Annotated in this window: 7 protein-coding genes; all 7 read left to right on the plus strand. The window is 47.5% G+C overall.

What is annotated here, in order from left to right; genetic code table 11:
* Window positions 1-99: 99 nt before the first annotated feature.
* The 7 genes from DQG23_RS27425 to DQG23_RS27455 all read left to right on the plus strand — a co-directional run bounded on the left by DQG23_RS27425 (window position 100) and on the right by DQG23_RS27455 (window position 14743).
* Window positions 100-1194 carry an MraY family glycosyltransferase gene (locus DQG23_RS27425; protein ID WP_113034232.1) on the plus strand — a complete coding sequence of 365 codons (1095 nt, stop codon included), beginning with the start codon at window positions 100-102 and terminating at the stop codon, window positions 1192-1194.
* Between the two features lie 331 nt (window positions 1195-1525).
* On the plus strand, window positions 1526-5407 hold the full coding sequence (locus DQG23_RS27430) for an S-layer homology domain-containing protein (RefSeq protein WP_113034233.1): 3882 nt from the start codon (window positions 1526-1528) through the stop codon (window positions 5405-5407).
* A gap of 605 nt (window positions 5408-6012) precedes the next feature.
* The gene (locus DQG23_RS27435) at window positions 6013-9516 is read left to right on the plus strand and encodes an Ig-like domain-containing domain (RefSeq protein WP_158560720.1); all 3504 of its coding nucleotides are present in this window, start codon (window positions 6013-6015) and stop codon (window positions 9514-9516) included.
* A gap of 89 nt (window positions 9517-9605) precedes the next feature.
* The gene (locus tag DQG23_RS27440) at window positions 9606-10166 is read left to right on the plus strand and encodes a hypothetical protein (protein WP_113034235.1); all 561 of its coding nucleotides are present in this window, start codon (window positions 9606-9608) and stop codon (window positions 10164-10166) included.
* A gap of 85 nt (window positions 10167-10251) precedes the next feature.
* Window positions 10252-10527 carry an alpha/beta-type small acid-soluble spore protein gene (locus tag DQG23_RS27445; protein ID WP_113034236.1) on the plus strand — a complete coding sequence of 92 codons (276 nt, stop codon included), beginning with the start codon at window positions 10252-10254 and terminating at the stop codon, window positions 10525-10527.
* A 187-nt stretch (window positions 10528-10714) separates the two neighbouring features.
* Window positions 10715-11920, plus strand: coding sequence for a methionine adenosyltransferase (gene metK / locus DQG23_RS27450; protein ID WP_113034237.1), 1206 nt, complete (start codon window positions 10715-10717; stop codon window positions 11918-11920).
* Between the two features lie 150 nt (window positions 11921-12070).
* Window positions 12071-14743, plus strand: coding sequence for a stalk domain-containing protein (locus DQG23_RS27455; protein ID WP_113034238.1), 2673 nt, complete (start codon window positions 12071-12073; stop codon window positions 14741-14743).
* Window positions 14744-14956 lie beyond the last annotated feature (213 nt).

Here is a 14956-nt window from a genome sequence, read left to right on the forward strand (position 1 = left end):
TTTTCGGATAAATAGCAGATTCGCCTTTATTTCACAAACAGAGTATAATGAGTCCCGTATGCTCTGTGAAAGAAACCTGAGGGGTTGTGTGTAAATATAATGAGCGCATGGATGTATGTGATCGGCTTCATTGCTTCTTGTTCGTTAGCCGTTCTGCTGACACCGCTGGTCAAAAAGCTCGCGTTTCGCGTCGGTGCCGTATCCGTTCCGAACCATCGCAGCGTGCATACCAAAATTATGCCGCAAATGGGCGGGCTCGCGATCTTTTTGGCATTTGCTATCGTATATACTGTCGTTTCACTTATCGCTCGACATTATACAACGGAAATCACTATGGCGCTGCTGATCGGCGGTACGATCATCGTAATCGTCGGCGCGTTTGACGACCGGTTGGCGCTTTCTCCGAAAGTAAAGCTGCTCGGCCAAGTGATTGCGGCGATCGTGGTCGTTTCCTTCGGCTTGCAGATCGACGTCATCAATATTCCGTTTACGGACTGGTCATGGACGCCTCCAACCTGGCTGGCGATCGTTATTACGATCGTTTGGATCATCGGCGTTACGAACGCGGTAAACCTGATCGACGGTTTGGACGGTTTGTCCGCCGGCGTTTCGGGCATCGCAACCGCTACGATCATGGTCATGGCTTTGATGATGCCGCAGCAAGAATATCCGATTGCGCTGCTTTGCGCAGTTCTTTTGGGAAGCATCGTGGGATTTCTCTTCTTCAACTTTAACCCCGCCAAAATATTTATGGGCGATACGGGTGCGCTGTTTCTCGGCTTTACATTGGCTACATTGTCCATCGTCGGTTATAAGCAGGCGGCATTCGTCTCTTTTATCGTGCCGATTCTTATTCTGGGCGTCCCGATTTCCGATACGCTGCTCGCCATCATACGCCGGAAGCTGAACAACAAGCCGATTTCGGCTCCCGATAAAGGCCATTTGCACCACAGCCTGATGAGCCTCGGGTTCAGCACGAAGAAAACGGTGCTGATCATATACGGAATTTCGATCTTGTTCGGTCTTTGCGCCGTGCTGTTGTCGCAGCCTACCCAATGGTGGACGATCGTGCTGTTGGCGATATTTTTGCTCGGCATGGAAGTCGGGGTTGAAGCGCTCGGCATTCTAAGCAAGAAACGCAAGCCTGTTATCCAGCTGCTGCAAAGGTTGTCCGGTCAGCGGAGCAAAGGATAAGGTTCCGAATAGCAAGCCTCTGTCTCAAGTAGACAGGGGCTTTTTTGTCTTTTCTGCGTTACTTAAGGTAACCGCTAGAGATGCTGTAAGGCCGTTATTTATTCGCGGACCAGGCCACACTTGATCGCTGCCGAAAAATCACGACTTTATGAAAATCGGCATCAAATCTAAAGATTCGACCTGTTTTTGCCGATAACAACAAGTAACCGCAACTTTTTGGAAGCAAACGGAGTCTAAGGAAGGGGAAATTTGGAAAGGGGCGAAGTCGCGAGAATTATTGTTGGTCGATACGGGTAATTTAAAGTCTTTTTCATATAAGGAGGAAACCGTTTTGAAAATCAAATTGTTTCGCAGCTGGACAAGCGTGATCGTAGCGATTGCGCTGGTGCTGACGCTTCTTCCGGTCTTTCCGAAGCAGGCCTCGGCTGCCTCGACTATTTTTTATCCGGACGATACCGGGATGTCGCAGAAAGCGAATCCAACATTTACTAACGGCGTTGTATCGCTTGATCGTAATGTCGCTTACGTGGCAAACTCCAAAACAATCGATATTAAGGGAACGTATCACTCGGTCGCCTCGGATTCCATGGTCATCAAAGTCGAACAGATGGTGAAGGATTCCTTGGGCAAATGGACGACGGATCCGCAGCGCAGTTTTACGAAAGGCATTAATGCGCTGCCGAACAATCGGTTCGAGGCTTCGCGTATTCAGTTTTTCGCAGGCTATAATAAAGTGACCTTTCTCGGCAAGCAGAATGGCCAAGAGAGATTTGACGTTCTTTACGTGTTGTATGACGATATTCCCTATTTGAAATCTCTTAAAGTCGGCACAGGGAATTCGGAACCGGTCGATCTGAATGAAGGCGTCAGCCGCGTTATTCCGAAGCCGACTACGATTACCGATCCGAACTATCGGATGACGGTTTATTTGCAAGGGCAAGCCGACAATGCCACCAAAATTTCCGTGAACGGCAACGTAACTACACCTACGGAGGACGGCGTCTTTTTCGCTCCGCCGATCACGCTCGTGCCAGGGAAGAATGAAGTCGAAATCGTCGTCGAGAATGACACGAACCGCGTGGTGGCGAAGCGGACGATCTACTACTACGATCCGTTGAAGCCATATGTGGAGCTCGGCATCAAGCAAGACAGCTCAACCGCAGTGGAAAATCCTTTGGAATCGCTGCTTACGGGCAGGCCGAAGCTGACGGATACGACGACGGCGGCGAAAATCGTAGGTACGATCATTACGCCGTACAGCGCTACGAATCGCAAAGACGACTTTAAAGACGTTGCAACGGTAACGGCACATGTATATACCGGAACTCCGCAGGCTTTTAGCGGCGCGGCGCTCCAGCCGATTACAGAAACGGTCATTCCGGGAGATGACGGAGATCCGGCATATAAACTGATCACGTTTACGCTGAATGGCTACAATATTCCGAATCCGACGGACAAGGAAACCAAGACGCTCGATTTGCAAATCGCTTACGGTACATTTACTAATCAAATGGGCAATTTGAAGTACGATTATTATCCGGGCGATGTTGTTATAACGGAAGCTGCGCTTGTCGACGCCACAGGTGCCAATATTGCGCCGCTCAACAACAGCGAAGTGACGCAGCCAAACTTCTTCATCAAGGTGAAGACGAATAAAGCGCCTGCAGATGTTAATAAGCTGCAAGCCATGCTGCTTCCGCTTGGTACGTCGAATTTAGGCGTGGCCTACAAGGCGGCGGGGACTGGTGCAAACGAATATATTTATGAGGTAACGGGTCTGCCTAACGGCTCGCAGAAGCTGCGTTTGCAATATGAAGGATCTCAAACAGGCTTCGATGCGACCGTTAATTACGTATCCAAACGTTACATTTATCTTGAAGGCATCAACGACGGGCAAACGGTGAAGGTGAATTCGAAAAACTTCTCGCCGAGTCTGCCGAACAGTTATCCTAAGATTCCGATTTCCGGACAATTTGTAGGGTTTGACGAATTACAGAATGTAGAATTGGCGATAAACGGCAAGAAAGTAACGGATCTTACTATTCCAACGGTAAAACCGTATAATTTCAGCTATGAATTGAAGTTTGACAATAGCGTATCCGAAGGCCGACTTTATTTTGGCGAGAATACGATTGTAATCAGCGGGGACGATACTTCCGGCGGAACGATTCAATCGATTCGCAAGGTTGTAAAAATCTACATCGTAGATGAGAACATGCCAAACCTGTTTAAGTTCCAGCCGCTTGAAATCCCGACATCGGGAACGCGTCCTGTTTTGGATGCGAACATTTTTACGAGCGCATTGACGCAATTCATCTACAAAAACGAGAAGTTCGTTACTAGCGTGAAAAGCTACGACCTGGCTTTCCAAGGAAACGGTGCCACAGAAATCAAGCTGATGCGCGGCGGCGAAATGGTGCTTCATTCTAAAATATCCGGCAACACGGCATCAATCGAACCGGATAGCCAACTAGGCAGTGCGCTGTTTCAGACTTCCGATTTTAACGGAACGTCGGACAATTTCTTGTTCCGAATCAGAAATCTTACGTTCGATGCGCCAGGCAGTCATGTCTACACGCTCGAATTGAAAAATGCGACGGGTGCTCCCATCCAGCAGCGTTTGGAAATTCAACGCGAGGTAGCTCCATACCGTATTCTTTCGCCGCAGCCGACTGTAGGCGATAGAATCGTAGTAAACAAGAACTTTGTTCGCTTCGATGTTGAGGCGGAAGGCGCGACACAAGTTTTGATCGACGGGAAACCGGCGACAAAGCGGCCGGATTTTAACGACAGATTTATTTATGACTTTTCCGGACTGAAGCCGGGCAAAGAAACGACAATCAAGGTTGCGATCGTACGTTCGGGTGGGACGTTGAACAGTTCGGTGAAGGTGTTCTATACGAACACTGTCGAGATCGGCTCTCAATTTATGGAGAAGATCGGTTCCAAACATAGCGTTTTTGGGGGAGATTTGCAGCTGTCGTTCCCTAAAGGTACGGTTATGAAAACGGCGGACCCTTCCTTCTCCCAAAATCAAGTCACGAAATTTTACGATCAAACGCAGTTGATGTTCGGGATCGCCGATCCTTCTAACGGTATGGTCGAGAAAATGAACGACTACGGCAACCGGAAAGGCCTCGACATTGACTTAAGAACCGATGCCAGAACGCCTAACGGGCAGTACGCAATTCCTATTTTGGACTGGCTGGCCCAGCAATTTACTAGTCCGTCGACAAGACAGCACTTTACTGCCGTATCTCCGTATTACTGGATCTCCGGAGGCGTTGGCGAGGAGAACGTAAAAGGCTCCGCAAACTATAAGCCTGCTACCAACGGTCTTGATCCGTACGACGTTGAAGGTACATTTACGACCTTCTTGCCTGAACGCAAGGTCGTGCCGACGGAACGCGGAACATTGACGCTGCAGTTTGACAAGTCCGTAGTCGATATCGCCGGCTCGCAGGTTACGGTTTTCCATTTTAACGATAAAGGTGAATGGAATAACATCGGCGGCGTAGTCGATACCGGTAAAAATACGATCACAGTGCCGTTTGACGATTACGGATACTATGTGGTCATGAAGCTTCGCGAAGGATTTGCGGACATTACCATCCATCCGTGGGCGCGTAACGTTCTGGAGGCATTGTTCGCCAAAGGCTTCATGAAAAACATCCGTTATGAAGACTTCGGAACGGACGATTTTACTACTCGCGGCGAATTCGCAGCGATGATCGTCAAGTCGTTGAACATCCCGCTTAAAGTCGACAATAACAACACTTTCGTCGATGTCGTGCCTGGAAGCAAAGCTGTTACTTGGGATTATGCACATATTGAGACGGCGGCAAGGGCGGGCATCATTACCGGCATGGATAACCGATGGTTCGGCGTGAACCAGCGGCTGACCAGGGAGCAAGCGGCGACTATGATCGCGAGGGCGCTTGATCTCAAAGTTTCTATTAATGACAGCAAACTGAACGCCAAGCTGGAAAAGTCTTTCGAGGATGTAGCGGCGATGTCTTATTACGCCAAGCCGTTCATCGATGCGGTGAACAATGCGGGCATTATGGTCGGCCGTCCGAGCAATCTGGAGGATCCGAAGAGCAAGACGCTTCTTTTCGATCCGCAAGCTAATCTAACTCGAGCCGAAGTCGGGGAAATTTCCGTACGCTTGCTTCAGAAGTACACCAAGATCTTCCCTAAAAATCTGAATTAACTTATATGGAGTGGCCGTTTCAGTCTACTGGAACGGCCACTTGTTAAAGTTTCAAAAGGTATATTCTTCGCTGAACGTCCCACTTCCGGTAAACGTGCCGCAGCCGTTTATTCTTCGTTTATCAGAAAGCACATCGTGGAAGCGGCTCTAGACCTACGGTAAATGCCAGCGTCAAACACGCCGGTAGGCATTTATCCTTGTTGGAAAATGTTTCGCGATGACTTTTGTATAGCATTGCATGTATACTAAATCTCGTAGCGGATGATATATCGGAAATATACACGCTGCAGACTACATAAGAGAGGGATTTTGCGGCCTTCGAAAAATAAATTAAAACTTTTTTCTGAATCCGCAACTTTTTCAAAGCTGGAGCGTTTAATTACTGTGAAAACATTCAGCGGGATACATAAGACGGTACATTCCGATGGTTAATTTTCACAAAATTATCTCTTTACGCTGACAGGGGTCCATTGTATAATGTTTAAAGTGGCCTAGGACTCTCTATGTTTTTTTAAGTTGTTTACTAGTTTCTGTGGGCACCACTGTTCGCAGACTTTCATATTTGATGATACATGCTCAACTCTGGGAAGGAGGTGAATCGGCAAATGAGTGAATCGAGCTCAAATTTATCTAGAGAGTACTCTCAGAAACATATTCGAGGAGGAGAAAAAAAGGTTATGAAAAAAACTTTATCTTCTGTCGTTTCGATCGCTCTGATCTCTTCGATGTTCGCAACAGCGGCTTTCGCAGCTGAGACGACTTCGACACCAGAAACGACTAATACATCCGTAAGCGCAACAAAAGAAATGACTACACTAGAGAAATACGAAGCTTTGAAAGCTGCTGGCGTTTTTGAAGGCGACAGCACAGGTGCAAACCTTGAAGGTTTGACAGACCGCGCGCAAATCGCGAAAATCATCGCTAAAGCGTTTGAACTGTCTGAAAATGCTTCCGGCGCATCTGTTTACAATGACGAAGCTTTCAAAACTCCTGAATACAGCTGGTCCCTTGGATTCGTTGGCGCAGTTACTAAAGCCGGCCTGATGGATGGCGTATGGGAAGGCGTATTCGACCCAACTAGCAACGTAACTCACGAGCAAATCGCAACGATCCTCGTTAAAGCGTTCAAACTGGAGCACCCTGCAACTGCAGAAGTTGAAGGCGAAGTATCCGATTGGGCTAAAGGTTATGTAGCTGCAGCTGTTAAAGCTGGTCTGATCAAGGCTCAAGCTGACTACACTGTTGCTGCAAAGCGTAGCGACCTCGTAGAATCCGCTTGGACGGCTATCGAGAAAATCGATTCGGAAAAACCGGTAACGGCTTTGAAAGTTAGTGGCGTAACTGCTTTGACTAACAGCAAGGTTTCCATTACTCTTTCCGAGGCTGTAACTGCAGTTGACAAAACGAAGATCTCGATCAAAAACTTCGACGGCTCTGCATTGGAAGTGAAAGACGCTTCTCTGTCTGCTGATGGCAAAACCGTTACAGTAACAACTGCAACACAAACTGCATACGCAGCATATTCTTTGACTGCTGACGGCGTAACGAAAAACTTTGTAGGTCTTCCAGTTGACACGACGAAACCTTCGGTAGTTGGAACTGTCTCGGTAGATTACAAAGGTGTGCTGACAGTTGCATTTAACGAAAAAGTTGATGCAGCAACTGCAACTAATGTTGCTAACTACACTTTCGATAACAACTTGAAGGCAAAAACAGCTACTCTTGATTCGGCCACCAACAAAGTTACAATTGTGACTGAAGCACAAACATCTGGCCAATTATATCAACTGACAGTATCCAACGTAACGGATCTTGCTGGAAATACAATGGATTCGAAATCGGGTCTGTACTTCAGCGGTGTTGTTGATACGAATAAACCGCAAATTTCGACAGTAACTGTTAACACTGATGGTACTGTCGAAGTTAAATTCACCGAAAAAGTTGATGCAACACTTGCTACTAGCGTACAGAACTACGTGTTTGACAATAGCCTTACGGCAACAAGTGCAACAATTAACAGCGACAATGATGTTGTAACACTGACTACTTCTGCACAAACGAATGGTCAGCTTTACAAAATGACTGTTAAGAATGTTGCAGACATTTCGGGCAATGTAATCGATGCTGTTGACAAATTCTTCAGCGGCATCGTTGATACTACGAAGCCTCAAATTGCTACGTTCACCGCTAACCAAGATTCCAGCATTACTGTTATCTTCAACGAGAAGGTGAACAAAGAGCAAGCGGAAAATGTAGCGAACTACGTCATTGACAACAATCTTACGGTAACTAGTGCTTCGCTTAACGCGGATGATCTTAAAACCGTAACATTGAAAACTACTGTTCCAGTAGTAGGTCAGCTCTACAAAATGACAGTTAAAAATGTTGCTGATAAGTCCGGAAACGTAATGGATGCTGCCGACAAATTCTTCAGCGGTATGGTAGATACGGCAGGACCGACGATTGTATCTGCAACGACAGATCCAGTTACTAACAACCAAGTTGTTATTAAGTTCAATGAGAAGTTGAATAAAGATCTGGCACAAGATCCTACTAACTATTCCGTTGATGGTGACTTGAAATATCCAACTAAAGCTGTTTATGACGAATCGACTGGTGTAGGAATCGTTACTCTGACTACTGCAAGTCAGACGTCCGGCAAGCTTTACACGGTAACAATCAACAACCTGAAAGACCTTTCCGGCAATGTAATTTCTGCAAATTCGAAGAAAGGCTTCTCCGGTGTTAATACGAGCACTACTACATTGAATCTGCAAACGATTCAAGCAGTTGACAACAATACGCTGGATGTTTACTTTGATGCAACGCCATCTGATGCGGATGCCCAATCCGTAACATTGACTGTATACGATGGATCTTCTGCATCGGGAACTCCTAAGGCACTTGTGCTTGTTAGCCAGGGCAAACGTCCTGACAACTCCAAGGTTGTAAGATTCTATTACACAAGCACAGACGGCGTATTTACGCAAGGGAAAGCATACACTGCTGTAGTTTCCGGCGCTGCTAGTCTCCCAAGCGATGTGTCGAAAAACACCAAAACTTTCGGCGGTACTCCGGTAGCCAGCGCTCGGCCGAAGGCTTTGACAGCTTCTCCGGTTAACAGCACATCGGCGAAAATTGTATTCGACAAAGTAGTTAAGGGTTTGCATGCATCCCGGATTCACATCGTCGACGCTGCTGATTCCTCTTACGTGATTGATGTCACTGGAATTCAAGATGCAGATGGGTCGGGCAATCTTGATAATGTTACAACTGCCATACTGAATTTTGGCGATTCGAAGCCACTAAAAGGCGGACGCACTTATAAAGTAACGTTTGATGCTGGTATTACTGACCCGGCTGGAAACCAATTGCAAATTGGTTCCGACTATGTTGTAACGCTTGGTGGTATTGACCTTGCTAACGCAGCTCCTAAAATGGTCTCGACAGCTGTTATTGACAAATACAACTTCGACATCATCTTTAGCGAGCCAGTATTGAATGCTGGTGCTGCTGGTGTGCAGTACATCATCACTGACAATACTGATTCCAGCGTTGTAGCTGTAACAAACGCAGTTTATACAGCTTCCTCTGACAAAACAAGATTGACCGTATCGCTGAACAAAGATGCTGCTCCTGCAGGACTTGTGGGCGGCCGCGCATATACGGTAACGTATGTAACAGCAACGGGTTCGATTATTGACAAGCAAGGAAAAGCATATGACACAACAACTGATGCAAACAAAGTACAGTTGGGCGCATCGAATGCGACTAATGCACAACCGATTGTAGTTGCAGTTGACGCTAGCAGCGCAAAGAAAGAGATTAAGCTCACGTTCAGCGAAGATATTTATAAAGCTCCTGGTGTAAAACTGGCAGCTGGTGATACTCTGAGCGATACGTACTTTACAATCGCGATCAACGGCGGCGCACCATTAACTGGCTCTGTTGTTGCAATTGATTCTAAAACGGTCAAGTTTGTTGCTAACGAGTCGTTTGCAGCAGCTGGAACGGGTACTGTAGCAATTACTGCTGCAGGAGCTACTGCACTGAAAGATATTAACGGTCAAGTTTCCCTGACTGACTCGGTATCCTTCGGTACTCGCTAAGTTCGGCTTAAAAGAAGCCTCTAGCCTCTGGGCAGAGGCTTCTTTTCTTTTATGCACATCTAATTCACTCAACAAGGAGGATTTCAAATTTGAGCAAAACAAAGAAAATAGTTGTGATAGCAGCATCGCTAGTCGTTGCTTCATGGCTGGCTTTCCAATTACCAACCAACGCCGACGCCCCATCCCAACCTGGTACAGCTAACGATCCGCTTGTGACGAAAAGCTATGTAGATGAGCTTGTCCAGAAAAAGGTTGCGGAGGAAGTAGCCAAGATTAAAGGCGGCATAACGGCGCCTACATCTACACCGACGCCTACTCCTACTCCTGTAACAACACCTGGCACGTCGTCGGAAGGCGTAACCGTTATCGAGCTGAAGGCCGGACAAACACTATATGGCGCGGCAGGCGCAGAGTTTATTGTGCGTACTGGAAAGACGTTAATCGTCAGCAGTGACGACAATGGCGTTCCGGACATAACATCGGGTAAAGATATCGCACCTAACGGAGCGATTGAAACAAACCATTTGCTTATTTTCCCTAGAGAGGGACGCGGTATTAAACCGGATCCGAAAAACAAGGATGCCATATTCGTGATGGTCAAAGGAAATTACATACTGCAAAATGCGGACGGTACGAAAGTATCGCCATAAATTTACCCAAAATGACAGAATGTTATCCGGCTGACGAAAACGCCGGCGGTCATACTATAGGTACACCAACAAGGAGGTGACCGAGATGGCCAAACAAAAAGTAGTACAAGCCAGCAAACAAGCCCTCGACATGATGAAGTACGAAATTGCCGCAGAGCTTGGTTTACCGGTCGGTAAACAAGCAATGAGCGCAATGGGAGCGGATGTCGAATTTGCGACTGAGCTAGGCTCCATTTCTGCAGGGTCCATGAAAGAAGATTACTGGGGGCATATCGCTTCCCGTGATGCAGGAGCCGTAGGCGGAACGATTACCAAACGTCTCATACAGAAAGCGGAAGAAGCCCTTTTCTCTTTGTCTTAAAATTAGAAATTCCTAATGTAAAGTGTTCCCTTAAAGCCTATTTTTATACTTGGTTTATTGACAGTACTCGACAAATCGATTAGTATAAACTATTGAAGGTCGTGAATAACAACCTCCTCCACTGATTCTTGGAGAAGGTTGATTTTTTGTGCAGCCTTTTCAAAAATCATTGGGAGGTCGAGTTCAAATGGCGACTTCAAGCAAAAGACGCTTGTTTACATCGGAATCCGTAACGGAAGGACATCCGGATAAAATATGCGACCAAATTTCCGATGCAGTTTTGGATGCTTTTCTTAAGGAAGATCCGAATGCGCGTGTTGCTTGCGAAGTATCGGTAGCGACAGGTTTGGTTTTGGTTATTGGGGAAATTAGCAGCCGTGCGGAGTTCGTGGATATTTCTGCGATTGCACGTCAAACTATTAAAGAAATCGGTTATACGCGTGCGAAATTTGGCTTTGATTCCAATACGTGCGCAGTATTGACTTCGCTTAACGAGCAATCTGCCGACATTGCACAAGGTGTAGACAAGGCGCTTGAAGCAAGAGAAGGACAAATGTCGGATGCCGAGATCGAAGCGCTTGGCGCAGGCGATCAGGGGCTTATGTTTGGTTTTGCCGTAAACGAAACGCCGGAATATATGCCGATGCCGATCGCTTTGGCTCACCGTTTGTCCCGTCGTCTTGCTGAAGTAAGAAAGAACGGTACTCTTGCTTATCTGCGTCCAGACGGCAAAACGCAAGTTTCCGTCGAGTACGAAGGCGATAAACCTGTACGTGTTGACACGATTGTCGTTTCGACACAGCATGCAGAAGAAATTACGCTTGAGCAAATCAAAAAAGACATTCATGAGCATGTTATTGCGCCTGTTGTTCCTGCCGAGTTCCTGGATGCTGAAACGAAATATTTCATCAATCCGACCGGCCGTTTCGTAATTGGCGGACCGCAAGGGGATGCAGGTCTTACCGGACGTAAAATTATCGTTGATACTTATGGCGGTTATGCACGCCATGGCGGCGGCGCATTTTCCGGCAAGGATCCGACAAAAGTCGACCGTTCCGCAGCTTATGCCGCACGTTATGTAGCGAAAAATGTGGTAGCAGCCGGTCTTGCAGATAAATGTGAAATCCAACTTGCTTACGCGATTGGCGTAGCGCGTCCGGTTTCCATCAATGTGGACACGTTCGGCACCGGTAAAGTAAGCGAAGAAAAAATCGTCGAACTGATTCGCAATAACTTCGACCTGCGTCCTGCCGGCATCATCAAAGAGCTGGATCTTCGTCGTCCAATTTACCGTCAAACGGCAGCTTATGGACATTTTGGCCGTACCGATCTCGACGTTCCTTGGGAACGCCTGGATAAAGCGGATAAGCTGAAAGCCGAAGCTTTCCAATAAGAGACAAATATTTTCAAATTATAGATAATGGAAGAACCATTTGTCTGCAATAGGCAATTGGTTCTTTTTTCATGCGCAACTTTTTGTCGAAAGTAGGAGTCTAAATTAGGTAGAGATAGAGAGGAATAGGTATTGGAGAGGAGAAAGGCAATGAATCGGCAACACGGAAAGAAAAGCATGGTGATCGTCTTAAGAAAAACGGGGACGCTGTTACTGACGGCTGCGCTTCTTGCCACGCCCGTTACGTTGAGCTGGAAGCCCGTTATAGCAGCGGCGGCGGAGGACTCGATCAGACTGATTAGCGAGGAAGCGATCACGTCAGGCGCTATTCTCAAAAAGTATGAGTGGACGTCGACACGAGGCAGCAAGGCGATTAAAGTAGGAGCCAATGTCATCCAAGTAGATCTTCAGAACCCCAACGTGAAACTTGACGTCATGACAGGCAAGGACAGCCAGTTTACCAAAAAGCAGTCCGTACGCAACATGGCGACTGAAACAGGGGCTGTAGCCGGCGTGAATGGCGATTTTTTCAACACGCAGGCGGTTGGCGTACCGATCGGACCGGAGGTTTCGAACGGAAAGCTTGAATCGACGCCTCCATTCTTACCGGGGTGGTATTCGTTCGGGCTGACGAAGGACAATAAGCCGGTCATCGAAATGTTTACGTTCAAAGGCTCGGTAAAAGCAAAAGATGGTGCGGAGTTTCCATTGGGCGGCATCAATAAGCTGTATTACTGGTACGAACCGAACGGCGAGCACAGCCACATCGATTCCATGTTTATTTATACTAGCACATGGGGACAGGATGATCGCGCAAACGACCGGAATACGGACTTAACGGAGGTCCTGGTTCAGAATGATATAGTGAAAGAGATCGTCCGTTACGGCAAAATTCCTATGATAGCTCCGGAAGACGGATACATACTTAGAACGGAAGGCAAAGCAGCGCAGTTCGTGATGGATCACATCAAAGTAGGCGATAAAATCGAGGCCAACTATGAGGTGTATGCGCAGGACCCGACATTAAGCTATGACGCCAAAACGTTCAAAATGATGATTGGCGGTCATACGATCCTTGTCGATGGGGGGAAACCGGCCGAGTTTTCACGCCCGTCCTCAAGCGTCAGCGGTTCGTCTCCGGTCGCCCGTACTAGCGTCGGTTATTCCCAGGACGGCCGTTATGTGTATATGATTGCAGCGGATAAAAGCAGCGAAAGCGACGGCTTGACTCTTGCGGAGCTCCAAAAAGTGATGATCAAGGTTGGCGTCTGGAAGGGAATGAACCTCGACGGCGGCGGATCGACGCAAATGGTCTCCCGTCCGCTTGGCGAGAACAATGTACAGCTAGTAAACGATCCGGGTGGTTATGAACGTCCGGTAGTCAACGGTCTGGGCGTATTTTCGACGGCGCCTAAAGGCACCAAAGCGCTCAGCATGAAAGTAACCGGTCCTACTTCGCTTCTCGTAGGCGAGAAGGCTAATTACAACGTATCCGGTTACGATGAGTACTATAATCCGTTCCAAGCGGGTCAAATAACCGCAGACTGGTCTTCAAGCAAACCGGTCGGCACTTGGGACGGCAATACGTTTACGGCCACGCAAAAAGGGAAAACGACGTTTACGGCCGTTTCGGGCAATATTAAACAAACCTACGACGTTCAGGTTGTCGGCAGGGAAGATATCGCCAGCATGGTCATAGAGCCTTCCGTAGGCGTCATAACGGACAGCAACGAGCCAATCAAACTTAGCGTTCGCGTCAAAACCAAATCAGGTGCCGAGAAACAGCTCCCCGGCGATTTGTTCCAATGGGAAATTAAAGGCGCCAAGGGTCAAATAACCGGCGATACGCTTCAATTGGAATCGATAACCGATGTGAAATCGGTCGAGCTTATAGCGCGTTACGACGGATTCAGCAGCATCACATCGCTTGGGATCGGCTACAAAAAGCTGTGGGCGGATTTTGACAAAGCGAATTTTGCAACGACCTTCGCGGGTTCATCGGCCGATGTCAAAGGCGAAGTGAAGCGCGTACCGGGCTTTGGCAATGCTGCAGGCAGTGTCAACAACGCCGTGTATTTAGGCTACGACATGACGGCAGGGACTGGGACGAAGGCCGCTTATGCCGTGTTTAGCGAAGGCGGAATCGCCATCGAGGGCGAGCCGAAGTCGCTTAGCATGAACGTGAAAGGCGACAACAGCCGAAACTGGCTGCGGGCTGAGATTTTCGACGCCACCGGTAAAAAGTTTTTTGTGGAATTCACGAAATCGATCAACTGGGGAGATTGGAAAACGGTCACGGCCAACCTGGCAAGCTATTCGATGACCTATCCGATCAAATTGAGCAAAATATACGTGGCCAATCCTGAGCAAGGGCAAGACGAACGGGAATTGAAGGGCTCCATCGTTTTTGACGATCTGACCTTCCATTACCAAACGGAGGCTCAACAGCTTCCAAGAAATCAGATTAAACTGACGGTCGACAAAAAAACGGTACAAGTGAACGGTAACCCGGTAGATATCGAGCAAGCGCCGGTAATTGTAGAAGGAAACACGCTGGTTCCGGGCCGATTCGTAGTCGAGGCGTTGAAGGGCGAGGTTCTCTGGACGAACGAGGAACGCAAGGTTACAATTTATCGCGGTTCTCAAATGGTAGAACTTTGGTTGGATAACAAGGAATTGAATATTAATGGGAAATTGGTGACAGCCGAAGTGCCGCCTGTGCTTATGAACGAGTTTACGATGGTGCCGCTTCGTATTCTATCTGAGAATTTAGGATGGAAAGTAAGCTGGGATCAAGAAACGAAGACGGTAACGCTGGAGTAAAATAGTACTTCCATAGCACTTTCAAACATCGGCAAATATGATACTATTATACCAAACGCCTTTTGCGGAATTTGGAAAAAGACTAATCGTCCTGTGGCGTCTGTATCTTGAAATCTCAGAAAGTGTATCTGCTGATTGTTCGATTTCCCGGTAAACGCGCTCTTCCTTCGGAAAAGACGGCGCAGCCGTTTATCCTTGGTTTTTAGATGGGTA

Origin of the sequence: Paenibacillus contaminans, assembly GCF_003285015.1 — a bacterium.
Taxonomy (GTDB): Bacteria; Bacillota; Bacilli; order Paenibacillales; family NBRC-103111; genus Paenibacillus_V; species Paenibacillus_V contaminans.

Coding starts and splice junctions, on each gene's coding strand:
- DQG23_RS27425 (WP_113034232.1), top strand. CDS start 100: ATGAGCGCATGGATGTATGTGATCGGCTTCATTGCTTCTTGTTCGTTA.
- DQG23_RS27435 (WP_158560720.1), top strand. CDS start 6,013: ATGAGTGAATCGAGCTCAAATTTATCTAGAGAGTACTCTCAGAAACAT.
- DQG23_RS27445 (WP_113034236.1), top strand. CDS start 10,252: ATGGCCAAACAAAAAGTAGTACAAGCCAGCAAACAAGCCCTCGACATG.
- metK (WP_113034237.1), top strand. CDS start 10,715: ATGGCGACTTCAAGCAAAAGACGCTTGTTTACATCGGAATCCGTAACG.
- DQG23_RS27455 (WP_113034238.1), top strand. CDS start 12,071: ATGAATCGGCAACACGGAAAGAAAAGCATGGTGATCGTCTTAAGAAAA.